25 protein-coding genes are annotated in these 24,882 nt (G+C 53.7%); 15 read left to right on the forward strand and 10 right to left on the reverse strand.

Annotation, left to right across the window (positions count from 1 at the left end; translation table 11 throughout):
• The first annotated feature begins 111 nt into the window (after positions 1 to 111).
• The 8 genes from CXF87_RS17580 (at position 112) to tatC (ending at position 5,745) form a co-directional block, all read left to right on the forward strand.
• A complete protein-coding gene (locus CXF87_RS17580) occupies positions 112 to 495 on the forward strand; it encodes a gamma-butyrobetaine hydroxylase-like domain-containing protein (protein ID WP_101147565.1) in 384 nt (127 codons plus the stop codon).
• A gap of 161 nt (positions 496 to 656) precedes the next feature.
• On the forward strand, positions 657 to 1,412 hold the full coding sequence (gene ubiE, locus CXF87_RS17585) for a bifunctional demethylmenaquinone methyltransferase/2-methoxy-6-polyprenyl-1,4-benzoquinol methylase UbiE (RefSeq protein ID WP_035562085.1): 756 nt from the start codon (positions 657 to 659) through the stop codon (positions 1,410 to 1,412).
• A 31-nt stretch (positions 1,413 to 1,443) separates the two neighbouring features.
• Entirely contained in the window at positions 1,444 to 2,103 is a 660-nt protein-coding gene (locus CXF87_RS17590) for a ubiquinone biosynthesis accessory factor UbiJ (protein ID WP_101147566.1), read from the forward strand.
• Positions 2,100 to 3,722, forward strand: coding sequence for a ubiquinone biosynthesis regulatory protein kinase UbiB (ubiB, locus tag CXF87_RS17595; RefSeq protein ID WP_101147567.1), 1,623 nt, complete (start codon positions 2,100 to 2,102; stop codon positions 3,720 to 3,722). The genes CXF87_RS17590 and ubiB overlap by 4 nt, the downstream gene beginning before the upstream one ends.
• 31 nt (positions 3,723 to 3,753) lie before the next feature.
• Positions 3,754 to 4,146 carry a phosphoribosyl-ATP diphosphatase gene (locus CXF87_RS17600; protein ID WP_101147568.1) on the forward strand — a complete coding sequence of 131 codons (393 nt, stop codon included), beginning with the start codon at positions 3,754 to 3,756 and terminating at the stop codon, positions 4,144 to 4,146.
• A 76-nt stretch (positions 4,147 to 4,222) separates the two neighbouring features.
• A complete protein-coding gene (gene tatA, locus CXF87_RS17605; RefSeq protein WP_035562075.1) occupies positions 4,223 to 4,501 on the forward strand; it encodes a Sec-independent protein translocase subunit TatA in 279 nt (92 codons plus the stop codon).
• A gap of 3 nt (positions 4,502 to 4,504) precedes the next feature.
• Positions 4,505 to 4,957 (forward strand): Sec-independent protein translocase protein TatB, encoded by a 453-nt coding sequence (tatB, locus tag CXF87_RS17610; protein WP_101147569.1) that lies wholly within the window; start codon positions 4,505 to 4,507, stop codon positions 4,955 to 4,957.
• Positions 4,954 to 5,745, forward strand: a complete 792-nt coding sequence (gene tatC, locus CXF87_RS17615; protein WP_101147570.1) for a twin-arginine translocase subunit TatC — start codon at positions 4,954 to 4,956, stop codon at positions 5,743 to 5,745. Before tatB ends, tatC begins: the two co-directional genes overlap by 4 nt.
• Positions 5,746 to 5,846: 101 nt before the next feature.
• Here the strand turns inward: tatC and elbB are convergent, their stop codons facing one another.
• On the reverse strand, positions 5,847 to 6,506 hold the full coding sequence (elbB, locus tag CXF87_RS17620; protein WP_101147571.1) for an isoprenoid biosynthesis glyoxalase ElbB: 660 nt from the start codon (positions 6,504 to 6,506) through the stop codon (positions 5,847 to 5,849).
• A gap of 168 nt (positions 6,507 to 6,674) precedes the next feature.
• Here elbB and hemB point away from each other — a divergent pair, with 168 nt between their 5' ends.
• Together hemB and ppk1 are read left to right on the forward strand one after the other, a co-directional pair.
• The gene (gene hemB, locus CXF87_RS17625) at positions 6,675 to 7,685 is read left to right on the forward strand and encodes a porphobilinogen synthase (protein WP_035562063.1); all 1,011 of its coding nucleotides are present in this window, start codon (positions 6,675 to 6,677) and stop codon (positions 7,683 to 7,685) included.
• A gap of 121 nt (positions 7,686 to 7,806) precedes the next feature.
• Complete coding sequence (gene ppk1, locus CXF87_RS17630; protein ID WP_035562061.1) at positions 7,807 to 9,996, forward strand: polyphosphate kinase 1; 2,190 nt, start codon at positions 7,807 to 7,809, stop codon at positions 9,994 to 9,996.
• Between the two features lie 90 nt (positions 9,997 to 10,086).
• Here ppk1 and metE read toward each other — a convergent pair whose 3' ends face one another.
• A complete protein-coding gene (gene metE / locus CXF87_RS17635; RefSeq protein ID WP_101147572.1) occupies positions 10,087 to 12,384 on the reverse strand; it encodes a 5-methyltetrahydropteroyltriglutamate--homocysteine S-methyltransferase in 2,298 nt (765 codons plus the stop codon).
• Positions 12,385 to 12,483: 99 nt separating this feature from the next.
• Here metE and CXF87_RS17640 point away from each other — a divergent pair, with 99 nt between their 5' ends.
• Positions 12,484 to 13,422 carry a LysR family transcriptional regulator gene (locus CXF87_RS17640; RefSeq protein WP_101147573.1) on the forward strand — a complete coding sequence of 313 codons (939 nt, stop codon included), beginning with the start codon at positions 12,484 to 12,486 and terminating at the stop codon, positions 13,420 to 13,422.
• Here the strand turns inward: CXF87_RS17640 and CXF87_RS17645 are convergent.
• The 5 genes from CXF87_RS17645 to CXF87_RS17665 all read right to left on the reverse strand — a co-directional run bounded on the left by CXF87_RS17645 (position 13,385) and on the right by CXF87_RS17665 (position 18,412).
• Positions 13,385 to 14,980, reverse strand: coding sequence for an ATP-binding protein (locus CXF87_RS17645; protein ID WP_101147574.1), 1,596 nt, complete (start codon positions 14,978 to 14,980; stop codon positions 13,385 to 13,387). The genes CXF87_RS17640 and CXF87_RS17645 overlap by 38 nt on opposite strands.
• A gap of 20 nt (positions 14,981 to 15,000) precedes the next feature.
• Complete coding sequence (locus tag CXF87_RS17650; RefSeq protein WP_008957562.1) at positions 15,001 to 15,759, reverse strand: response regulator; 759 nt, start codon at positions 15,757 to 15,759, stop codon at positions 15,001 to 15,003.
• A 475-nt stretch (positions 15,760 to 16,234) separates the two neighbouring features.
• Positions 16,235 to 16,414, reverse strand: a complete 180-nt coding sequence (locus CXF87_RS17655; protein ID WP_101147575.1) for a PLDc N-terminal domain-containing protein — start codon at positions 16,412 to 16,414, stop codon at positions 16,235 to 16,237.
• A gap of 87 nt (positions 16,415 to 16,501) precedes the next feature.
• Positions 16,502 to 17,026, reverse strand: a complete 525-nt coding sequence (locus tag CXF87_RS17660) for a retropepsin-like aspartic protease family protein (protein ID WP_101147576.1) — start codon at positions 17,024 to 17,026, stop codon at positions 16,502 to 16,504.
• Between the two features lie 36 nt (positions 17,027 to 17,062).
• On the reverse strand, positions 17,063 to 18,412 hold the full coding sequence (locus CXF87_RS17665) for an MFS transporter (RefSeq protein ID WP_101147577.1): 1,350 nt from the start codon (positions 18,410 to 18,412) through the stop codon (positions 17,063 to 17,065).
• A 262-nt stretch (positions 18,413 to 18,674) separates the two neighbouring features.
• On the opposite strand from CXF87_RS17665, the gene CXF87_RS17670 reads away from it, so the two are divergent.
• Genes CXF87_RS17670 through CXF87_RS17680 form a run of 3 tightly spaced genes read left to right on the forward strand, consistent with a single transcriptional unit; the run spans position 18,675 to position 21,382 of the window.
• Positions 18,675 to 19,361, forward strand: coding sequence for a substrate-binding periplasmic protein (locus tag CXF87_RS17670; protein ID WP_232774950.1), 687 nt, complete (start codon positions 18,675 to 18,677; stop codon positions 19,359 to 19,361).
• A gap of 42 nt (positions 19,362 to 19,403) precedes the next feature.
• Positions 19,404 to 20,093 (forward strand): substrate-binding periplasmic protein, encoded by a 690-nt coding sequence (locus CXF87_RS17675; protein WP_101147579.1) that lies wholly within the window; start codon positions 19,404 to 19,406, stop codon positions 20,091 to 20,093.
• A complete protein-coding gene (locus CXF87_RS17680; protein WP_101147580.1) occupies positions 20,090 to 21,382 on the forward strand; it encodes a GGDEF domain-containing protein in 1,293 nt (430 codons plus the stop codon). The genes CXF87_RS17675 and CXF87_RS17680 overlap by 4 nt, the downstream gene beginning before the upstream one ends.
• Before the next feature lie 93 nt (positions 21,383 to 21,475).
• Here the strand turns inward: CXF87_RS17680 and CXF87_RS21815 are convergent, their stop codons facing one another.
• Positions 21,476 to 21,622, reverse strand: coding sequence for a hypothetical protein (locus CXF87_RS21815; RefSeq protein ID WP_008957566.1), 147 nt, complete (start codon positions 21,620 to 21,622; stop codon positions 21,476 to 21,478).
• 78 nt (positions 21,623 to 21,700) lie between these two features.
• A complete protein-coding gene (locus tag CXF87_RS17685) occupies positions 21,701 to 23,326 on the reverse strand; it encodes a BCCT family transporter (RefSeq protein WP_101147581.1) in 1,626 nt (541 codons plus the stop codon).
• A 228-nt stretch (positions 23,327 to 23,554) separates the two neighbouring features.
• Between CXF87_RS17685 and CXF87_RS17690 the strand changes: the two genes are divergently transcribed.
• Positions 23,555 to 23,929: a hypothetical protein gene (locus CXF87_RS17690; protein ID WP_008957568.1), complete on the forward strand. Its 375-nt coding sequence runs from the start codon at positions 23,555 to 23,557 to the stop codon at positions 23,927 to 23,929.
• 27 nt (positions 23,930 to 23,956) lie between these two features.
• Here the strand turns inward: CXF87_RS17690 and CXF87_RS17695 are convergent, their stop codons facing one another.
• Entirely contained in the window at positions 23,957 to 24,850 is an 894-nt protein-coding gene (locus tag CXF87_RS17695; protein WP_101147615.1) for an AEC family transporter, read from the reverse strand.
• Between the last annotated feature and the right edge of the window lie 32 nt (positions 24,851 to 24,882).

Raw genomic sequence — 24,882 nt, forward strand, 5'->3', positions numbered from 1 at the left:
CTGCGCCTGCGGTTATTATCAGCGCTGGTATCGTCAGCAACAGCAAGCCCGCTCTTCGCGGGCTTGCTGCTATGACATTTAGCCATGGACACTTAGCCATGAGGTCTCATCATGAACGCCCCTACCCCCACTCGTGTTCACTACCATAAGCAGTCCCGTGAGCTGGAACTTGGCTACTCCACTGGTGAGAGCTTTCGCCTCCCGGTTGAGTTTTTACGCGTCTATTCGCCGTCTGCCGAAGTGCGCGGCCACGGTGGCGACACCGCCGTTCTCCAGGTAGGTAAAAAAGATGTCGGCCTGCAGAATATTACCCAGGCAGGCAACTACGCGCTGAAGCTTCACTTTGACGACGGTCATGACAGTGGGCTGTTTAGCTGGAACTACTTATACGATCTGGCTACTCACCAGGAAGCTTACTGGAACAATTACTTACAGCGCTTAGAAGACGCCGGTGCCTCGCGCGAGCCGGCCAGCATTCAATTCAAGCAACTGTGATGGCATGACTCACACCCCTGCAACAAACTAGGCAGGGACGCTAGGCAGACAAGCCAGGGCGGACAAGGCTACAATGACGCTAACTTTTTAATCGCGTCGGCCCTCAGTCAAAAGACCAAAGGTCGATCTGCCATCGCCTAAAATTCGGGAGCTACCGCCCAATGAGCCCCACAGAAAAACGCACGACTCATTTTGGTTACCAGGAAGTACCGGTTGATGAGAAAGCGTCACGAGTAGCTGACGTATTCCACTCGGTAGCCGCCCGCTACGACGTAATGAACGACTTGATGTCGATGGGTATCCACCGGGTTTGGAAACGCATGACTATTGAGCGCGCTGGTGTGCGCCCTGGTCACCACGTGCTTGATATCGCTGGCGGTACGGGCGACTTAACCCTCAAGTTTTCCCGCCTGGTTGGCCCGCGTGGCAAGGTAGTGCTGGCGGATATCAACGCCTCAATGCTCAAAGTCGGCCGCGACAAGCTGATGGATAACGGCGTCGGCGGCAACGTAGAGTACGTTCAAGCCAATGCCGAAAACCTGCCGTTTCCCGATAATAGCTTCGACTGCATTACGATCGCTTTTGGGCTGCGCAATGTCACCGACAAAGACGCTGCGCTGCGCTCTATGGCGCGCGTTCTTAAACCTGGTGGGCGCCTGTTGGTATTAGAGTTCTCCAAACCCAACAACCCTTTGCTGTCTAAGGCTTACGACGAGTACTCCTTCCGCCTGCTGCCCAAAATGGGCGAACTGGTGGCGGGGGACGGCGAAAGTTACCGCTATTTGGCGGAGTCGATTCGGATGCACCCCGACCAGGAAACGCTCAAAGCCATGATGGAAGCTGCCGGGCTAGAGCGGGTCGAGTACACCAATCTGACGGGCGGTATCGTTGCACTACACCGCGGCATTAAGCTATGAGACTTCAGACGCTACAGACCCAGAGGCCAGCATGCTGGTAACCCCGACCCTGCTGTTGGCCGGATGTGAACGCACGCTCAATGCCCTACTCGCCCGCGACCCGGCAGCCCCCGCACGGCTGGCAGCGCTGGTGGGCAGCCGTTTGCTTATACGCCTGGAGCAGCCACATCTTGAGCTTGTGATCCACTATCACCACGCAGGCTTAGACCTGATGCGTGGCGAAGGTGTTGATGAAACCGAGGTAGATGCAGTCGTCGAGCTGACTCCGGAAACATTTTCAGAGTGGATCAGCGGCGCCTCGATTGAGCGGCTAATGTTCGATGGCAAACTGGCCGTGCGTGGGCGCATCCATCTGCTTGAAGCGACCCGCGAGCTGCTTTTCGATTTAGACATTGATTGGGAAAGCGAGCTGGCCCACTGGCTTGGCGATATGCCCGCTCACTCGCTGGCCGAAGGGTTGCGTCGCGCCGCTCGTTGGGGGCTGCGTGCCAAAGATGAGCTGATGCAGGATGTTTCTGAATATGTCTTTGAAGAAGCCCGCCTGCTACCCGGACAGCAACAGCGCAACGTGCTACGCGATCACTTAACCGAACTGGAAATCGCCACCGATCGTCTGGAAGCGCGCTTTAACCGCTTGCAGCGCAAGCTGACGCAACCGCCGCAGAGCGCCTCTCAGGAGCCACGCCCATGAGCCTGCGCCTGCTACGGATTAGCTGGGTAATCACGCGCCACCGGCTAGACACATTACTGCCGCTGGAACGCTTGCCCTGGTGGCTGCGGACGCTACTGTGGTTTTCACCGTTACGCCTGGTGCCGATCGGCAAGCGATCGCGGGGTGAACGCCTGCGCTTGGCGCTAGAAGCGCTAGGGCCAATTTTCATTAAATTCGGACAGATGCTCTCGACCCGCCGCGACTTGCTACCGGCAGATATCGCCGATGAGCTAAAGCGCCTTCAGGATCAGGTGCCGCCTTTTCCCGGTGATCTTGCCGCTGCCCGCGTCGAGAAAGAGCTGGAAATGTCGCTGGCGGATGCCTTTGCTGAATTTGACCACGTACCGCTCGCCTCTGCATCGATTGCCCAGGTACACGCAGCAAGTCTGCACGGCGGTGAAGACGTAGTGGTAAAAATCATTCGTCCCGGCATTGATCGCGTCATGCGTCAGGACATGGCGCTGATGTACCAAGTCGCCAAGCTATTTTCCAAAATCCCCGAAGCGCGACGTTTGCGCCCGGTGGAAGTCATCCGCGACTACGAAGCCACGTTGTTTGATGAGCTGGATCTCTATAAAGAAGCCGCCAACACCTCGCAGCTTAAACGTAACTTTAAAGACTCACCGCTGCTATTTGTACCTACCATCTATTGGCCCTTCACCCGCCGCCACGTGATGGTTCAAGAGCGCATTCGCGGCATACCGGTCGCCGATTTAGACACGCTAATTGCTCGTGGCACGAACCTTAAAAAGCTCGCCGAGCGCGGCGTTGAGCTTTTCTTTACCCAGGTATTTCGTGACAACTTCTTCCACGCGGATATGCACCCCGGCAATATCTTTGTTAACTGTGACAACCCCGAAGACCCGCAGTACATCGCCATCGACTGCGGCATCGTGGGCAGCCTGACCCGAGAGGATCAGGACTATTTGGCGCGCAACTTATTGGCATTTTTTCACCAAGACTATTACGAAGTCGCCGCACTGCATATTGAGTCCGGCTGGGTGGGTGAAAATACTCGCGCCAATGAGTTCGCGGCAGCCATCCGCACCGTCTGCGAGCCTATTTTAGAGAAGCCGCTGAAAGACATCTCCTTTGGCCAAGTGCTCCTGGGTCTGTTTCAAACCGCGCGACGTTTTAATATGGAAGTGCAGCCGCAATTGGTTCTATTGCAGAAAACGCTGCTCAATATTGAAGGCTTAGGGCGTCAGCTCTATCCTGACTTGGACCTTTGGAGCACCGCCAAGCCGTATTTAGAGCAGTGGATGAAAGAGCGTGCGGGTGTCAGCGGTTTATGGGAATCACTCAAGCGGCAGGCACCGGAGCTTTCACACCAGCTACCTGAATTGCCTGTACTCGCGCACCAAGCGCTTAGCCGCATGGAGCATGAGCATCGTCAACGTCATCAGCAGGTGGACTCCATTAACGCCATGCGCGTACAGATGGTGCGGCAGGGCAAGCGGCTTTACCGCCTGCGCCTGGGTTTGATTCTGCTGGCACTGGCACTGGCTTGGCAGCCATTAAGCGGTTGGATTGAGCTCCAGGAGTGGCCAATACTGGCTGCCGCTGCGATTGGCCTCTTACTGCTGGTATGGCAATAGCGCAGTGCATTAAACGTTTATAAGGATTCCCATGGACAGCAACTCATTATCGCCTGACAATTTACCAACCAACACTTTTTCGACAAACAGTGCGTCTGTGCTGGATACTCTCAATGAGGTACTAAAGCAGCGGCGACACGCAGCAGCAGAAGATTCTTATGTTGCCTCCTTGCATCATAAGGGTTTGAACATGATACTCGAAAAGATTGGCGAAGAAGCGACTGAAACAGTGCTTGCGGCAAAAGATGCGGAGCACGGTGGTGAGGCTGAGCGCCAAGCGTTGATTTCTGAAACGGCCGACCTGTGGTTTCATAGTATGGTGATGCTGTCGCACCTGGGGATGGATCATCAGGCTGTTTTAGACGAACTGGCGCGACGCGTTGGCATTTCCGGGCACGAAGAAAAAGCGTCTCGTCAGCCATAGCGGTCACAGAAACTGTCGTATAGTGAAAACCAAGCTGGAAAAAAGATAGTCAACCTGCTCCCATGAGGAAACGCATATGTTAGGTGGTATTAGTATTTGGCAGTTGCTGATTGTCCTGGGCATCATCATCCTGGTTTTCGGCACCAAAAAACTGCGTAATGTGGGCACCGACCTAGGCGGGGCGGTCAAGGGCTTCAAGAAAGCCATGCACGATGAAGAGAAAAATAAAGAGACGGATAAAGAAGACGCTGACCAACCGCATGCCAAAGTGAGCCATGAAGAGCCTGGCAACACTTATGACGTTCAAGCCGAAGAGAAACAGGCCGCCAACGAACGTAACGAAGAGCGCAAATAAACCATGCTGGATATCGGCTTTCTTGAACTAATGCTCATTGGCATCGTCGGGCTGTTGGTGCTTGGCCCGGAGCGGCTGCCTAGGGCCGCTCGCACGACGGGTATGTGGATTGGCAAAATCAAGCGCACGGTATCCGGCATGCAGCGTGAAATTAGCGCTCAGCTTGAAGCAGAAGAGTTACGCCAAAAGCTTAACGAACAGCAGAAGAAGCTCGACGATAGCTTGAAAAAAGCCAAGCTGGATGTAGAGAGTATTGCCGATACCCCTTCTACTCCTCGGTCAGCGCCAGCAACCAAAGCGACGCAGAGCGAGACAGAGCAGCGCGTCGCCAAGGCGAGCTCCCGATTGGATGATGCCCTGCAAACGGTACGTGAAGAAACGCCTCCTTCATCGATAGAACCTGAGCCGACTGAATCACAAAAGGCTGCATCAAATAAGGATCGTAACCACCAATGAGTATGTCTGGCGATTCAAAGGAGCCGCGTGAAGACCAAAGCCAAGCCCCTCTTATTGAGCACCTGATTGAACTACGTTCACGGTTGATGCGCGCCGTGATCGTGATTCTGGTAGTCTTTTTGGGCCTTTATTCATTTGCCAATGATATTTATACCTTCGTCGCCGAGCCGTTAATGGATCTGCTGCCCGAAGGCTCGCAAATGATCGCCACAGAAGTGGCCTCGCCATTCTTAGCGCCATTTAAGCTTACCCTGGTCGTCGCGGTGTTTATCGCCATTCCCTTTGTGCTGCATCAGGCCTGGGCGTTTATCGCGCCGGGGCTTTACGACAATGAAAAAGCACTGGCGATCCCGATTCTGGTCTCAAGCATTGCGCTGTTCTATGGCGGTGCGGCGTTTGCCTATTACGTGGTTTTTCCGCTGCTGTTTGAGTTTTTCACCCAAACCGGGCCTGACAACATCGCGATCATGACCGACATTAACCAGTATTTGAACTTTGTTCTTAAACTGTTTTTTGCTTTCGGGGTAGCGTTTGAAATTCCTATTGCGACCTTCTTGCTTATCCTCTCTGGCGCCACGACGGTGGAAAGTCTGTCTAAAAAACGTCCCTATATTCTTTTAGGCTGCTTTGTCATCGGTATGCTGCTAACCCCGCCGGATGTGATTTCCCAAAGCCTCCTGGCGATCCCCATGTACCTGCTCTACGAAGTAGGGCTACTGTTTGGCCGTTTGGTGCGCAAACGCAAAGAAGAGAAAGAGGCTGCTGAAGAGCACGAAGCCGATCTCTAAGCGGATCAGCGCAGCACGCAGATACTGAAAAAGCCGTCGCCATTAACCATGGCGACGGCTTTCTTATCTGCAATACGATGTTCTAAAATGCAACGGCGTACTTAATCCATCATTTCAGCAATACGATCTACCAATTTAAAGATACCAGTGGCCGCTTCACTAATGCGCGTAGCCAGCATATAAGCAGGCGTGGTCACCACGCGGTGCTCAAGGTCGACGACAATATCTTCTACTGCACAGCTGCGATGCAACCCGCCCATGGCACTAATCGCCCCGGAAACCGCCGGATCATTACCCACGGTCACTGCAATACCGTCACCCAATAGACGGGGCACCAGTACGGGGGAAATACACATCAAGCCAATGGGTTTGGCCTCTTGACGAAAACCAAACAGCGACTCTTTTAGTGCTTCCAGCACCTGCATATTGTCGCTGGCACTGGCGAAATCCGACAGATTTTTGGCGACACCGAAACCACCGGGCACAATCACTGCATCGAAGTTATCAGCGTCTAGCTCACTCAATGGGCGGATGTTTCCACGCGCCAAGCGGGCAGACTCCTGCAGCACATTACGCTGTTCACCTTCCGCCACCTCTTGCGTGAGGTGATTGATAACGTGATGCTGTTCTATATCCGGGGCAAAACAGTGGTAACCAATACCCAACTGATCCAAGCGCAACAGCGTTAACGTCGTCTCATATATCTCTGAACCATCATAAACGCCGCAGCCAGCTAAAATCACCGCCACCTGTTTGGTCATGCCTATCTCCTTATCCCAGGGTCTGCCGATTGCAATACAGCAAAGCAATTGCTCACTTTAGTCAGTCTACCTTGTTGCCACAAGACGGCTTTCGCCGCAGGGTATGGCTGATATACTCCATTCAGGCCTTCGGGCACCCTCATTTGCGTTCTTTAATGGAGACACCCCTTGAGCATACCTACCCCCCGTCACTTCCCCGCCACACGCATGCGTCGAATGCGCCGCGATGATTTTTCACGCCGCTTGATGCAGGAGAACAGCCTTAGCCCGTCAGATTTGATCCTGCCGGTGTTTGTACTGGAAGGCGACAACCAGCGTGAAGCGGTGGCCTCAATGCCCGGTGTGGAGCGGCTCTCGATCGACCTACTGATTGAGCAAGCCCGCGAAGCTTATCAACTGGGCATCCCTGCGTTGGCGCTTTTTCCAGTTGTCGGCCCTGAGCACAAAACTGAGTTAGCCGAAGAGGCCTATAGCGCCAGCGGCTTAGTACAGCGTAGCGTGCGCGCCCTTAAAGCAGCCCTGCCCGAACTCGGCATTATCACCGACGTGGCGCTCGACCCGTATACCAGCCACGGCCAGGACGGCATTCTTGATGAACACGGCTACGTGCAGAATGACCGCACGGTGGATACGCTGCTTAAACAGGCACTCTCCCATGCCGAAGCGGGCGCTGACGTGGTGGCGCCTTCCGACATGATGGATGGGCGTATCGGCGCGATCCGCCAAGTGTTGGAACAGGAACATCTCCACAACGTGCGGATTATGGCTTATAGCGCCAAGTATGCCTCCCACTACTATGGGCCCTTCCGCGATGCCGTTGGCTCAGCCACCAACTTGGGCAAAGCCGACAAACGCACCTATCAAATGGACCCTGCCAACAGCGATGAAGCATTGCATGAAGTAGCCATGGACATCGCCGAAGGCGCCGACATGGTGATGGTCAAGCCGGGTATGCCTTACCTGGATGTCGTTCGCCGTGTAAAAGCTGAGCTAAAAGTGCCGACTTTCGCTTATCAAGTCAGCGGTGAGTACGCCATGCATCGCGCCGCCTTCGACAATGGCTGGCTGGAAGCGGAACCGGTGATTTTGGAATCATTGATGTGCTTCAAACGAGCAGGTGCCGATGGAATTTTGACCTATTTCGCTCTCGACGCAGCGCGTTTATTACAGCGCCACTAAACTACTGCGACAAAGATGACAACAAGGTGACACTTGTTTGTCATCTTCTCCCCGCATACTGCCTTCCTATACAAGTATCAGGCTATGATACCTTCGAGCCATCAACGCGGGGAGATCCACCATGGACGAGCAAGCGACAGATTCTTTACCATTATCGTCTACTGATCAAACCAGCAGCGACGGCGATATGCCGCTACGAATTAACCGCACCCCCACCGGGGTTCAAGCGCGTGACACGTTGCCTGAAACCGACCTTGACGACACTCAGCTTTACTTCAATCGCGAGCTGTCGCATCTACAGTTCAATATCCGCGTGCTGGAACAAGCGCTAGACGATGCCCACCCGTTGCTCAACCGCTTGATGTTCTTGCTGATTTTCTCATCCAATATGGATGAGTTTTTCGAAATTCGCGTAGCGGGATTAAAGCACCAGATCGCCCTTGGCGACGACACCACCGCGGCCGATGGCCGACTGCCTAAAGCCGTATTGGCCGAGATTTCTCAGATCGCACATACGCAAATTGATCGCCAGTATCAAATACTCAACGATACCTTGTTGCCCGCCCTGGAGACTCATGGGTTGCGCTTTCGCCGTCGCGATCAGTGGACTGATCAACAAAAGGCCTGGACGCGGGCGTTTTTCGATAACGAAATTATGCCGGTTATTAGCCCCATCGGTCTCGACCCTTCGCATCCCTTCCCGCGTCTGGTCAATAAAAGTCTTAACTTTATTGTTGAGCTGGAAGGCAAAGATGCCTTTGGCCGCGCCGGAGGTATGGCTATTCTACCAGCCCCACGCTCGCTGCCTCGCTTAATGGCGCTACCGAAGGAGTTATGCGAAGAGGGTTTCTCCGAGTATGTGTTCCTGTCCTCGATGATTCATGCCCATGCCGATGAGCTATTTCCCGGCATGCGCGTGCGCGGCTGTTACCAGTTCCGTTTGACCCGCAATGCGGATATGAGCGTTGACCCTGAGGAAGTCTCAGACCTTGCTTCCGCGCTGCGTGGCGAACTACTGGCACGCCGTTATGGCAGCGGTGTGCGGCTGGAAGTGGCGGACAGCTGCCCCGATGACTTAACTAATTTTCTGCTGCGTCAATTTGAGCTTGAGAGCGACGATTTATATCGGGTCAAAGGGCCGGTGAATTTAACCCGCATGATGTCAGTTCTGGGTGATGTGGACCGTCCAGAACTGCTCTATCGCCCGTTTACTCCCAGCATTCCGAAAGCGCTCAAAGCGGGCAGCTTGTTCGATGCTATTGCTAAGAGTGACATTCTGCTCCATCACCCTTTTCAATCATTTACTCCGATTGAAGACCTGCTGCGCGAAGCCGCCCGCGACCCGCATGTACTGGCTATAAAGCAGACGCTATACCGTACGGGCTCAGACTCGCCTATCGTTAGCGCGCTGGTAGAAGCGGCTAGCCAGGGCAAAGAAGTCACCGTGGTCATTGAACTACGTGCGCGTTTTGATGAAGCCGATAATCTACAGCTGGCTTCTCGTTTGCAGGAAGCGGGGGCAATCGTTGTCTACGGCATTATGGCCTACAAAACTCACGCCAAGATGCTGCATATAGTACGCCGCGAAAAAGGCGAGCTGTGCTACTACGCGCACCTCGGCACCGGTAATTACCACTCAAAAACCGCCAAACTGTATACCGATTACAGCCTGCTGACTGCCAATAAAGCGCTGTGCGCCGATGTGCATAAAGTGTTTCAGCAGCTGTCGGGGATGGGCCGCGCACGCAAAATTGACACGCTGTTGCATGCGCCATTCACGCTGCACGAGCGGCTAGTGGAAATGATTGACCGTGAAGCGCAAATAGCGCGCAAGGGTAAACGCGCCCATATCATCATTAAATGCAATTCGTTAACCGAGCCTAAACTTATCAAAGCGCTCTACCGTGCCTCCCAGGCGGGGGTTGAGTGCGATTTGATTATTCGCGGTATGTGCTGTTTGAAGCCTGGGGTGCCGGGGGTTTCCGAGAATATTCGTGTGCGCTCCATTATTGGCCGTCTGCTTGAACACACCCGTGTATTCCACTTTCACAATGATGGCAAATCGGAGACTTGGTGCTCAAGCGCCGACTTTATGTCGCGCAATATGTTTCACCGTGTTGAAACGTGCTTCCCGCTGCTGGATAAGAAGCTCGCCACCCGTGTGCGCAAGGATCTCGAAACCTACATGGTGGATAACTGCCAGAGCTGGCTGCTACAGACCGACGGCAGCTACCAGCTTCAGGATCCAGGTAAAAGCGATGCCATCAGCGCCCAGGAAACCCTGCTCTACGCCTACGCATCGAAAAGCTAAGTGTCGACAAGCTAGTTTTTAAGCCAAAACCCCGCTTTTTAGCGGGGTTGATTCTCACCAGAAAGGCTTAATCAAAGTATTTACAACCGTTTACGCATAGCGTTGGCGCAGTACTTTGGCAGCTTCGACCATATTAGCCAGCGCTGGCTCTACTTCCGCCCAGCCGCGCGTTTTCAGGCCGCAGTCCGGGTTTACCCATAGCCGCTCAGCCGGGATCTTCTCTAAGGCTTTTTCCATCAAATCGACCATCCAGCTCACCTCAGGAATATTCGGGGTGTGGATATCGTAAACCCCTGGGCCGATTTCGTTGGGATAAGCAAAGTCCTGGAAGGCGTCCAGCAGGTGCATATCCGAGCGCGATGTTTCGATGGTGATCACATCGGCATCGAGTGCGGCGATCGCACCGATGATGTCGTTGAACTCCGAGTAACACATATGGGTGTGAATTTGCGTGGTGTTAGCAACGCCTGCGGCACTTAGCTGAAAGCTCTCGACTGCCCAATCCAGGTATGCCTGCCACTCATGCTGGCGTAGCGGCAGCCCTTCGCGCAGCGCCGGCTCATCGATTTGAATCACATTGATCCCAGCTTTTTCCAGATCCAATACCTCATCGCGCAACGCCAAGGCAATCTGGCGGCAGGTGGTTTCCCGCGGTTGGTCATCGCGGACAAACGACCACTGCAGAATCGTCACCGGCCCCGTTAACATCCCCTTCATGGGCTTGCTGGTCAGGGTTTGCGCATACTGGCTCCAGCGAACGGTCATGGGCGCAGGGCGTGAAACGTCGCCGAAAATAACCGGCGGCTTAACACAGCGTGAACCGTAGCTCTGCACCCAGCCAAAGCGGGTAAAGGCAAACCCTTCAAGCTGTTCGCCAAAATACTCCACCATGTCGTTACGCTCGGCTTCGCCGTGCACTGGCACATCGATATCCAGCGCTTCCTGACGCTCAACCGCGTAAGCAATTTCATCCTGCATGCGGGCTTCGTAGTCAGCTGATGACAACTCGCCGACTTTAAACGCGCGCCGTGCAGCACGAATCTCATCGGTTTGCGGAAAAGAGCCAATTGTCGTCGTCGGGAACAACGGTAGCTTAAGCGCTCGCCGTTGTGCGTCAGCACGCACGCTGTAGGGCGCCTGTCGTTGGCTATCGGCAGGGCTAATCGCGGCCAGCCGCTCACTAACCGCTGCCTGGTGGATACGCGTTGATTCACGCCGGGCATCCAACGCTCGGGTTGCTTCATCCAAACGCTGCTCATCCTCAGGCATGGTACGGTTATCAATCAACCGCGCCAGGGTGACCACTTCCGCCAGCTTTTGCTGCGCGAAAGCCAGCCAACTCACGAGCTCCTCACCGAGTTCTGTTTCCTGCGCCAAATCTACCGGCACATGCAGCAACGAGCAACTCGGCGCCAACCAAAGCCGCTGCCCAAGGCGCACTTTTAACGGCAGCAAGCGTTCTCGCAATGCAGCTAAGTCGGCTCGCCAAATATTGCGTCCGTCAACAAACCCTATTGACAGCACCTGATGCGGGCCAAGACGGTCAATCACGCTCTCGACTTGTTGCGGCGCGCGCACGGCGTCGATGTGCAACCCAGCGACGGGTAAACGGGTAGCTAATGAAAGATTGTCGCCCAGGCCACCGAAGTAAGTAGCTAACAGCAGCTTTAGCGGTGCTGACTGAAGACGATGATAGGCACGCTCATAGGCCTGCTGCCACGCCAACGGGAGATCCTGCACCAGCGCGGGCTCGTCCAGCTGCACCCACTCAATGCCTTGGGTAGCGAGCCGCGCTAATATTTCGCCATACACGTTGAGTACGCTGTCTAGTAGCGTCAGGCGATCAAAATCACCGCCCTTGGTTTTTCCCAGCCATAGCCACGTTAGCGGCCCGGTTAGCGTTACTTTCGGAGTAAAACCCGCGCGTAACGCTTCATCCACCTCGTCGAACAGGCGGTTCGAAGCCAGGTTAAAGGTTTGCCCTTCGTGTAGTTCGGGGACGAGGTAGTGGTAATTGGTATCGAAGTATTTAGTCATTTCACAGGCGGCGGCGGGTTCACCGCTGGGGGCGCGGCCCCGGGCCATGCGAAAGGTGGTGTCGAGGTCGATATCGCCACCAGCCACTTCATGCTGGGCATTAAAACGGGCAGGTACGGCACCCAGCGCAACTGAAACATTAAGCACTTGATCGTAAAAAGCAAAATCACCAACACTAACAAAATCCAGCCCAGCATCCTGCTGCGCCTGCCAATGGCGCAAGCGAAGCTCGCGACCAGTGCTTTCAAGTTCGCTACGAGTGCATTCGCCCTTCCAGTATGCCTCAGTGGCCTTTTTGAGTTCGCGCTGAGCACCGATACGGGGATAGCCGAGAATATGAGAAACTGTCATGATGAACCCTACCAACGTGAATGAATTCACACAGTCTGGGCACCACGCCTTAGTGAATCAAACTAAAGTTTCTAATAGTAAAAATGAAAAATACTCACAATGATTGAACTGCGACATCTACGCACCCTGCTGGCTCTGCGCGAAACCGGCTCTTTGGTCGATGCTGCCGAGCGCGTGCATTTAACCCAATCGGCGCTTTCTCACCAGCTGAAAGACTTGGAGAGCCGCGTGGATAGCCCGCTATTCGTGCGCAAAACCCGCCCTGTGGAATTTACCCGCGCAGGCTTACGGCTGCTCGCCTTAGCCGATCAAGTATTGCCCGAGGTACGCAAAGCAGAGCGGGATTTGGCGCGCTTGGCAGGCACCGAGCAGGGGCGTTTGCATATGGCCATTGAGTGCCACAGTTGCTTTCAGTGGCTGATGCCGACGGTGGATTACTTTCGCGATCACTGGCCGGAGGTGGAAATCGATATTCCCAGTGGCCACCACTTCGACCCGCTTCCAGCGCTTGCCCGCGAGCAGTTGGATCTAGTGATCACCGCCGACCCCCAACCGCTTGATGGCATTCACTACGCCCCGCTGTTTCGCTATGAAGGATTATTAGCCGTCGCCCGCCAGCACGCTTTTGCAGGCCAGGGCTTTATAGAGCCCCAGGCACTGGCGGATGAAACCTTGATCACGTATCCCGTTGAGCAATCACGGTTGGATATTTTTACTCAGTTTTTGCAACCGGCGAATGTACGCCCTCGGGAGATCCGCACCGCCGAATTGACGATTATGATGATGCAGTTAGTAGCCAGTGGGCGCGGCGTATGTGCGCTGCCCAACTGGGCGCTCACCGAATATTTAGAACGCGACTACGTCAGCGCGGTAAAGCTGGGCGAGCATGGGGTATGGAGCACGCTATATGCGGCGATTCGTGAAGAGACCAGGGAAGCGCCGTGGATGCAGGATTTTTTGCGCACCGCGCGGGAAACCTCCTTTGCGGTGCTAACGGGGGTTAAGCCAGCGGATCGCGACGGGGAACCAGCAGCGTAAAGCGCGCACCGCGCAGGGTGGGGCTGGTATCGATGGTTACGCTGCCGCCGTGCCCGGCCATGATTGTCTGCACAATCGAAAGCCCTAACCCGTAGCCACCGGAACTGCGGGCGCGGCTGTCATCCAGCCGGGCGAACGGTTTAAAGATATCTGCCCGCGCTTCAGGCGGAATACCCGGGCCGTCATCTTCGACATCGATACGCACCAAGTTGGGCTCATCCCACAGCTGGATCACCACCTGAGATTTGGCATGCCGACAGGCATTTCCGACTAAATTCTGCAGGGCGCGCTGAAGATAGCGTGGCTCCGCCAACAGCTCAATTTCAGGGCCGGGCGCCAGCGTTAACGTTAACTCTTTATGCAGCGGTGAAAGGGTATCAATCACGCGTTCCGCCATGGCACGGCACTCCACCAGTGACGTTTCAAGTTCAGCGCCATTGACCGTTTCGCCGCCTAAGCGTGCATAGGTGAGTATTTCATCGACTAATTCATCGAGTTCGGCAATATCCGCATCAATGCCCTGCAACTGACGGCGAATAGCAGGCTGGTCGGTCATATCTTCGACCATCTGTACGGCAAAGCGAATACGGGCGACCGGGGTACGCAGCTCGTGGGAGACCGCGCGAATCATTTCTTGCTGACCACGCAGCAGGCTCTGCACTTGATTGGCCATGCCGTTAAACGCCATGCCTAACCGCCCTAAAAAGTCACCGCTTTCCACTTTTACCCGCGTTTCCAAACGGCCACTGGCGATCCTTGTCGCGGCCAGCTCTAGCCGCGCCATACGGGCCTCAATACTGCGCATAATTAAATAGATGATCAGGCTGAGCACGATCATCAGCCCCACCAGAAGTGGCAGGTGCAAACTAGGTGGCAGTGTATCGCCGCGAGAGATAGGCCCAGCTTGCAGCCACTGGGATTCGCCTGGCAGTTGATAAAGCAGCGTGATGGAGAGCTTATCAGAGACTAACTGAGTGATGACGCCGCCACTCGCCAGCTGGGCCTGCTGCTGGGGCGATAGACCGGCTGGCAAAGTAGACAATAGCTGAAGCGGCCAACTGCCTTGGCGCAGTTGGGCGATGCGGTTTTGACGCTCATTTTCGGGCGCAGCCGCGAGCCAGTCCCCCAACAGAGCAATGCTGCCGTGCCACTGATGCTCACTCCACTCTTCAAGCCTAGCTTGCAGTAACCATGTATCGCCCGGTAAGCGTTGCTGTAATAACCACGGCCTCTCGGCGACCAGTATCTTGCCCTGCTCTAGACGTGATCGCTCAAAATAGCCAAGATCAGCTTCGTTGATAGGCTGCAGGGTCAACTGCAACTCAAGTTGCTCGGATAAACGCGCAAGCAAAGCGTTTCGCTGGCCTGCAGGCAGGTCGGCTAATTGTTGCGTCATCAGCGACATAGGTAACGCAGCTAGCTGCTCGCGGTAATCTTCGCGGCGCACCTGCTCGATAAACGAACGGCCTGCTAACGCAATCACAAACACCACCAACAACGCTACGCCCAGCAACAAATAGAAGCGTAAAAACGAACCGTTACTGAGCACCCGCCGCATGATGCCTTCCCTCTGCATGATCAACTGTCTTTAACGAAGAGATAACCTTTACTGCGCACGGTTTTAATTCGGTGAGGCTGATTAGGATCATCGCCAATTTTAGGCCGGATACGCGACACACGAACATCAATAGAGCGGTCCTGGCCGTCGTACTTAATTCCCCGTAAGTCACTGAATATCTCTTCACGGGTAAGCACTCGACCGGCATTACGGCCCAACAGCCACAGCAGGTCAAACTCAGCGCTGGTTAGGTCGATACGCTCCCCAGAGAGCCAAGCTTCGCGGGTCGCGTTATCGATCTCTAGGTTTTCAAAGCGCAACCGCATTTCACCGTCCGGTGCAGGCCCGTCGGCACGGCGTAGCAGTGCTCGCATACGCGCCAGCAGCACCCGCGGCTGAACGGGTTTCGGCACATAGTCATCAGCGCCCATCTCAAGCCCCAAGACTTGATCCAGATCGTCGGTGCGCGCAGTCAGCATCATGATCGGGCCAGCAAAGTTAGGTCTAACGCGACGGCAAATAGCCAAACCATCTTCACCTGGCAGCATTAGATCTAAAATGACTAAATCGGGCTGCAGGGTTAAAATACGGTCAACCCCTTTCGCCCCATCAGCTTCCAGCGTTACTTGAAAGCCATTCGCTTCCAAGTAATCGCGGGTAAGTTCCGCCAAGCGCTGATCATCTTCAATGATCAGGACATGATCTTGATCGGGATAGTCAGGCATGACAGGTTCTTGCGACTCAAGCGCCTGAAACTGCTGTTCCAAATGATCTACCATCCTCTTTTTGCACTCCGCTTAGGCTGTTTATTTTTTCACCCGCTCACCCAGTAACAACGCAGGTGTCCTATTGTTGGCTCTCAGGATAACTCAAAACCATCAAAACACCCGCCTCTGTCGTTACCATTGCGCTTATTGATGGATACGGAAGGCCTGACACTTGATTCTCACAGCAACGGAAGCTAATGTAGAAACGCTAACTGTCGACAATTTGACAGAGGAACCTGCCATGGGAAGTAGCAAAACGAAAAGTGTTATTAAACGTGTTTACATTCCAACCCAAGTGCGCGACCTGCCCAACGGGGAAAAGTTAAAAATACCCGGGCATTATAAAGCACCACCCGGTGAAGGAAACGACACAATTGAGTAATGCTCTATTGAGTAGCCCTTTATTCAGTGAGTAAGCCTCAAACTAACAAAAAGGCAGGCCATCACAGGCCTGCCTTTTTCATTTGATCGCACTCAGCTAGACCGGCTATCCCTTCGGACCAAACAAGAACCACGCAATCAAACCGATCAATGGGAAGAACAGCAATACTAGAATCCAGATCAGTTTAGCAAAACCACCTGCGTCGCTTTTGGCCACTTTGACGATGGCCCAAATAACGATAATAAGCCAAATTAGTCCTAACAATCCACCTACTTCAATGCCCATAGCAACTCCTTAGCGTGTTGGCACTCTGTTTCTGAAACCTAGCTGTTTAACTCTTGCGATCAACTCCACCTTCACAAGCTGAACTCACTACTCGGGAAGGCTTAACACCATCTCACCTGCCTGTATTTCAATCGACAAGAGGTTCAAAAAACTCATGCCGAGCAGGACGGTGTCGCGCTCCATACCAGGGCTAATAGAGCCTTGTACATTTTGCACTTTTAACCCGCCCAGGGAAACCTCATCCAGTTCGGTTAAGGTACCTTCTACTCGACCATTGGCGGTATTAAACCAAGCGCTGCGCCCGGGTGCCAAGCCCAGCTCATCGGCCAAATCGGCCGATATCGCCACATAGGTGGCGCCCGTGTCGAGCAAAAAGGTGACTGGCTCACCATTAATACGGCCTGGCGCCTCGAAATGCCCAGCACGATTACGCTTTAAGGTAATCGGTTCACCCGCAGGCAAGGTATGCACGATGTTGGCATTGGGGCGCATCATCTCCTCCAGGCCACCGTGTATCCACCACGTCCCAACGGCCATTAACAGCACCCAAAACAACAGCATCATGACGATGCCACCACGCTGTGCTATTGGCGTTGCTGTCTGCGTCACCATCGTTCACCTCGCTGAGGTAAGGGCACCCAGCTATCCCTATTGTGTGTTTTCCCAGGCAAGCGCAGCCTCTCGGCCGCGGCGCTCGTTGACCTTAGCGCAAATCAGCATCGCGATAACGAACAAGGCCACACATAATAGAATAGACGCCTGCAAGCCAATGAGCGTTTGCAACACACCCAACATGACGATACCAAACACCCCCGCCAACTTATTGGCCAACCCCCAGAAACCGAAAAACTCAGCTGATTTTTCCAGCGGTGAAAATAGACCAACCAATGCCCGGCTGGCAGATTGGCTAGAACCAAGGCTCAGCCCCGCCAAGCAACCCACTACCAAGAATACGTACTGGGCCTGCCACTGCACCTCAAACTGTTCGTTGATCCACTGGGTAAGTTCCGGGGTTGCCCAGATGGCAATAATCGCCAGCACCCAAAGCGCCAACGTCATCTGGTAAGTGTGCTTGGCGCCTAGCCGATCCTGTAACCAGCCAAATCCTAACGCCCCCGCCGCCGCGGTGACTTGAACAATAATAAACATGATATTGCGTACGCTCTCGTCCCAACCAATCACCTGGGCACCGTAGATGAATGCAAACGCGATAATGATGTAAACACCCGCCATCGAGAACAGCAGCGAAATCAAAAACACGGCCAGGTCTTTGAAATAACGCAACTCATGCAGTGTAGACGTGACGCGACGCACGGCAATATGACGATAAGAGACGCCGCGAGGCTGGGGCGTACCACGCTCTTTTAACCATAAAAAAGTGGGAATGGCGGTAATCAAGAAAAAGCCGGCGGCAAAGGGACCCACCCAGCGTATACGTTCAAAATTATCCGCGCTTGCCTCACCTAGCACCACCAGAGTAAAGCCTGCTGCAAATAGTCCGCCAATGTAGCCTAACGCCCAGCCAAAGCCGGAAATTTTACCCAGCGACTCTGGCGGCCCCAGTTCAGGTAAAAAGGCAGCTATAAACGACTCCCCCATGGAATAAGCGTAATTAGACAGCACAATTAATAGCAGGCCAATAATGACGTAGCCGGGTTCAACAAAGTACAGCATGGCCGTCGTGACCACGGTGGCAAGATAGCTGATGAGCAGAAAACGCTTTTTCTCAGCCCGGTAGTCCATCACCGCGCCACACAAGGGGCCCGTGATCACTACCATCAGATAGCTGATAGCCAGACCAAGGCTCCATAAGAAGTTGGCAAGTCGGAAGTTATCACCCCGATCCCCGACGATGACCGTGGTAAATAGCTCGCCAAAGACCACGGTAATTATCAGTAGCGTGTAAGCCTGGTTGGCAAAATCAAACATCGCCCAGCCGAAAATCTCTCGACGCGATGCGTAGCCATTCATCGCCTTAGCAGTAGTAGCAGGCAGCATTAGTTTACTCTCACAGAGGAAGTCGTAAGCCTAGCAGGTGGAGCCAGCAATATGCCACGGCTTGCGTTGGCATATTAGAGGTGACAGATGACCAGCGTTGCTCTAAGTTTGATTGACTGATAGATCATATGGGTAGACAGCAATGGGATTAGTCCCACCACCTTCACGGATATTATGTCCATGCCTTTTAAAAAGGTTGATGGTCGTGCTGTGTCTTTGCCTAGCAATAGTTTCTAACACATATGCTGAAGCGCCCCTCACCTTGGCGCCATTAACCTTTATCACTGAAGAGTACCCTCCCTACAACTATATCGCTGGTAATGTCGGTAGTAACGTCAACAATCAACAGCTAACCGGTCTATCAATTGAGTTATTGGAGGAGATGTTTGCGGCGACCAAAACGCCTTTTAGTCGTCAGGACATTCGTTATTACCCGTGGGTTCGCGGCTATGAGATGGCGCTAAGCCAGCCTAATACGGTGCTTTTTTCAACCACTCGCACACCTGCACGGGAGGCCAGTTTTCACTGGGTGGGGCCGATTGCTCAAGATCGAGTCGTATTGCTCGCCCATCGTGACGCGCCGATTACGATTGATTCGTTAGCTCAAGCCATTGATCGCGAACTGACCGTGGCAGTAATTCGTGAAGATATTGGTGCCCAGGCACTGTTGGAAGCAGGTTACCCTGATCGCCTGCTAGTACCCGCCATTGATAACCGCAGCGCGCTCAATATGCTGACCCGTGGGCGGGTTGATTTATGGGCTTATAGTGAGGATGTAGCTGCCTGGATAGCTAAATCCAGAGGTTACCCTAAAGATAATTTAATCCCGGTTCACACGCTCAGTGAATCCTCTCTATACTTTGCCATAAACCAAGCTACAGACCAGCGCTTGGTAGCGCTGATGCAACAAGCATTAGACAGAGTGCAGGCAGAGCGGTCTCAGAGGTAAATAATGGTGGCTAATGACGTAATTTGCCAATGGCGATACCGCATGGGCGTTGCTCTTATCAGCGCTATGGGTAGCTGCAGCCTGCCGCTTCAAGCGATGCCGCTCACTATCAACACGGAAGAGTACCCGCCGTTTAACTACGCGGACGACCAAGGCCAAATCATCGGCAGTGCGACGATGCTCCTTCGCAACGCGCTACGCCAAGCGGACATTGAGGCCTATTTTCGGTTGCTGCCCTGGGCCCGCGCTTACACCGAAGCACGCTTAAGCGACAGTCACTGCGTTTATTCCACGACTCGTACTCATGAGCGGGAAGCGTTATTTCAATGGGTTGGGCCGCTGGTAGTCAATGAGTGGGCTGCGTTCAGTTTAGCCCAACGCGAGCTAGATGTTACATCGCTTTCTGAGCTGCGCGACTGGCGTGTAGGAAGCTTTCGGGAAGATGCTGTAGGCGATTACGTTGCTTCTAGCGGCAGTAATGTTCTACTTGCTCCCTCAGAGCGAGAAAATATCGCGCGCTTAAAGGCGGGCCTGCTTGATGTCATTGTGACAGGCAAAGCAACCGGTGAATTTATGGCACAAGAACAGAACATAGCGCTCGAACATTTGTTTACCTTTCACCGTGCACCGCTTTATCTCGCCTGCCATCCCAGCGTTTCTGAAGCGCTTCTGGCACGTTTGCAAACGCAATTAGATGCCCTGCATCGCGATAGACAGGAGGAGAGCCAGTGATAAGCCCTCGCCCGCGGTTTCCTCTCTCTGTCCCTGGCATCGCGCCTAAAAAAGGCAGCTTAACCACTAAGCAAGCGCTGCTCACCCTGCTGATTGCGTTACTGATTAGTAGCGTGGCGGGCAGTATTGAACTGTTCAGCCACGCCACCAATATGCGCCAAGAAGTGCAACTGCGTGTTGCCCAGCAACTGGCGATTGTTAATGGGGCAGCCGCCGAAGCCGCCTTCCAACTAAACCCCGACCTCGCCCACCAAATCGCTTACGGGCTGTTTAGTGATGATGAGGTAGCGTGGGTCTCCATTCGCGACGATTTTGGCCGTGCGCTGGCTGAATTTAACACCCCCGAACAGGCGGATTCGACCTGGCTCAGCCAGTACCTGTTTGGCGATATACTGCATCACCAAACCGCCCTCCAATATTACATGGGCAGTGATATGCCGGAAGCCATTGTCGGCGAAATTGAGCTGATGCTATCAGAAGGCTATTTAACCCAGCAGTTTCTGACGCGGATTTATGCGGTGGTTGGCTTCAGTATTCTGGAAGCGTTTATTCTAAGCATTCTGGTCATCGCATTTTTCCACGTGTTTATTACCCGACCCCTGCTCAAAGTACATGCGGCGATTGCCCAAACCGATCCCAACCGCCCTGGTCAGTGGCCCAAACCAGCGTTACACGGCCACCGCCATGATGAACTGGGACACCTGGTAGATAGTTTGGATCATTTGTTGAAAGCCTTTCAGCAAGGCCTGGAACAACGCGACCAGTTACATCACTTATCCAATATGGATGGCCTAACAGGGGTAGCTAACCGCCGCCACTTCGATGAGTTTTATAAACAACACTGGCTCTTGGCGCAGCAAACGCAGCAGCCGCTATCAGTGATTTTTATCGATATCGATAACTTTAAAGAGTTTAACGACCACTATGGCCATGCCATGGGTGACGAGACGCTGCGTGCGGTCGCCAATGCACTCAATCAGTGTATTGACCCTGCACGGGATTTACTCGCCCGCTATGGCGGCGAGGAGTTCGTTTGTGTACTGCCAGACCAAGACCATGATGACGCGGTAGACGTTGCCAACTGCTTGCGCGAAGCCGTGCTGTCGCTGGCCATTCCTCACGCTTTTTCAAGCACTCATTCAGACCTCACCGTTAGCATGGGTGTTGCTAGTATGTCCGCGGGCGTTTTGATTAGCGCTGAAGCATTGGTTGAACACGCTGACCAGCACCTTTACCGCGCCAAACGGCTGGGCCGGAACCGGGTAGAGACACGCAAACGCCCGGCTTAAAAAAGCCGGGCGTTGTGATACGACCATTGCGAAAAGCTAACTTTGCGAAGAGCTGGCTTTGCAAAGAGCTAACTTAGCAAAGAGCTAGCAGCGTCAGAGCAACCAGTGCGCAGCCACCGCGGCCAAGCCAATGACCATGGCCGTCAGTACGGCTACGGTCACTACCCGGTCGAGCCAACGATCAAAGGCAACCCCTTTGGGCTGCCTTCGCGTTGCGCCATGGCGTCCTTGCCGAGCCATTAGCCTGTTCGCTCCATGTATCGTGCTCCTGAAATAGCAAGCTCCCGCAACAAAAAAGCTTGCCTGTTCCTAGCATTGCTAGCTATTAATGCGCCGGTTGACCACATTGGGCGCACGACGAAGACGCTCTTCTTCCCCTAATAGCTCGGCTTCAAAGGCGTCAGCCCCCACTGGCGTTTCCCCATGGCGACGATAAAGCTGCGTCAGCATCGCCTTGCGGTCCGCGCGCAGTTCCTGCACTAAAACAAACACCATCATATACAGAATAAAGGTGAACGGTAGTGCCGATAGCACTGATGCGGACTGCAGCCCCGTTAAGCCACCGGATGCAATCAATGTCAGGCAGATGGCAGCGATCAGCACACCCCAAATGATGCGCTTATAGAGCGGCGGATTGATCGAACCATTATCGGTCATTTGCGCCACAATGTACGAGGCAGAGTCTGCTGAGGTGACCAGAAAAATAAAGATCAGCATCATGGCGACCACTGACAGCACGCCCGAAAATGGCATTAAGTCGAACATCTCGAACAGTGCCACCGTTATATTGTCCTGGGTCGCCGCTGCCAAGCCGACATCCGTACCGTTCAACTCCATCTGAAGTGCCGCCCCACCAAATACGCCAATCCATAAACAGGCGAGTAGCGGCGGTACGAACAGCACCCCAAACACATACTCTTGGATGGTACGTCCGCGGGAAACGCGGGCAATAAATGTACCCACAAACGGCGACCAAGCGATTACCCAGGCCCAGTAGAAAATCGTCCAGCTGCTCGCCCACTCATTATCACTGTACGGCGAAATACGCAGGCTCATACCGATGAAATTCTGCAGGTAATCACCAATCCCCACGGTAATCGTTTCGAGTATCGCAACGGTAGGGCCAGTGAACAGTACGTACAGCATTAACCCAATGCATAGCACCATGTTGAGATTAGAAAGGCGCTTGATGCCTTTGTCCAACCCCGACCAGGTGGATGCCATGTAAGCACAGAACATGACAAACAAAATAATAAACTGCCAAAGACCGTTTTCAGGAAGGCCAAACACGGCATTCAAACCGCCGTTCATTTGCAGGACACCCAAGCCGAGCGAAGTAGCCACCCCCATTACCGTGGCCACCACTGCAAACACGTCCAACCAAGAGGCATAGGGACGTACCTTAGGATTTTTAGCCGTTATTGACGACAACACCGAAGAAACAAGCCCCGCCTGCCCTTTGCGGAACTGAAAATAGGCAATGATCAGTCCCACAATGGAGAAGGCCGCCCACTGGTGTATGCCCCAGTTAAAATAGCTGTATTGAATAGCATAGCGTGCTGCCGCTTCGGATTCGGCGGTTCTATCCCCATAAGGAGGCTCAATATAATGGAACATGGGTTCCGCCATGCCATAGAACACCAGACCGACACCAAAACCAGCGGCCAGTAGCATGCTGATCCACGAGAAAAACGTATAGTTGGGGCGGCTGTCCTGAGGGCCTAAACGCACTTTGCCGTATTTACTCAGTGCCAAACCAAAAAGAAAAATCACAAAGCCAAAGACAGAAAATAGATAAAACCACCCAAATAACTCGGTAACGGTCGTCAGCGCTCCCTCTGCCGCGTTGGCAAATCCTTCAGGAAATGACGCCCCGACAACTACCAAGCCAAAAATAATCACCACTGATGCGATGAATACCGACTTGCCTCCATGATTAGCCATATAACCGTCCTGTTAGATGAGCTCTGTTTAGATAAGCACTGCGTACTAAGCGCATGCTTGTACAGCCAAACTTGTTTTGTACAGCTTAATGGTAACAGTTGGAAAACCTAATCGCACTGCCAGTGGAGCATGCCCCGCCGACGACGACGCATTTCGTCCTGTCGCCATGCAGTGAACTTGCTAGACCAACTGTGTTCCAATGGGTGCGAATAACCGATGGAGGCTCTCATGCCACAGATGAATCGCGACCAACGCAACGCAGCATGGCAAGCGGCAAACCAATGGCGTGCCCGTGCAGCGCAAACCCAACCCACCGGCCTAGCAGGTAGCTTAAAGCTGCTGTTTACGTGGTTGGCCTTTGGCGCGTTGATGATAGTAGGTGTGGTACTCGGCCTATTTTTCTTATTGATTGGCTGGGCAATGATGCCGTTTATGCGTCATAAAATGAAAAAGCGTATGGAGCAAATGCGTGCTCAGCAGGCACAGGATATCGGCGGCGGTTATTCTCACGGAAATACCTCTACGAACAGCCGCCCAGGTCATCAGGATGCATTAGAAGGGCACTATAAAGTTAAAGACAGTGAAGTTAAAAATGATCGTTAAGTAGATAGTCACTGATTGCGCCGCCTGTTAAAGCGGCGCATGTATCCACGTAAATGTTGCCGCTAGCGTTAGCGGCATGACCACCAAACTCCCCAGGTTGCCAATCAGGACCAGCGACGCCACCTTTTGTGGTGCTAGCTGGTACTGCTCTGCCACCAAATAATTCAATACCGCGGGCGGTAACGCTGCAAACACCAGCAGTACGGCCATTTGCATGTCATTAAGTGGTAGTAGCCACATTAATGGCAACGCAATCACTAACCCCGACAACGGACAGAGCACCGCCCCAAGCACCCCCGTGCGCCAATCGCTAAAGTCAATTTCCAGCAGCCGCACCCCTAGCGCAAACAGCATTAAGGGTATACATACTTCGCCCAGCATACGCATAGCCTCCAGCAGCCAGCCCGGTAGCGGCAGCCCACTGGTGTTCACCGCCAGCCCCGCCAAGCTCGCCAACACGATAGGCATGCGCAGCATCCGCCATAGCGAAGTACGCGGGTTTAGCATATAAAGCCCTACCGAGAAGTGCAGCAGCATCTCAACAATAAACACCACTACGGCGGCAGGCAGCGCGTCAGGGCCGAATGCGAGTACCAGTAACGGCACCCCCATATTGCCTGAATTGTTGAACATCATAGGGGGAAGAAAGGTTTTAATATCCAGCTTAAGCCACTTAGCCACCGGCAACAGCACAATCCCCGACCCCAGCACCACCGCAACAGCTGCCGTAGCAAGCCAGGCGTATTCAGCAAGTGGCGCCTGACGGTCAGCCAGCACGGCGAATACCAATAGGGGAACGAACAGCTCCATATTGAGTGTATTCAGGCTGCGAATGTCTGGTGTCCGGTAGCGTCCATAGGCCGCGCCACAACCGGTGATTAAAAACACGGGCAATAGCGTGGCCAGGATATTTCCAATCATGCGGGCCACCCCGCCTGACTCCATGGCTTCAT

The organism is Halomonas sp. MES3-P3E, assembly GCF_002836035.1.
Classification (GTDB): domain Bacteria; phylum Pseudomonadota; class Gammaproteobacteria; order Pseudomonadales; family Halomonadaceae; genus Vreelandella; species Vreelandella arctica.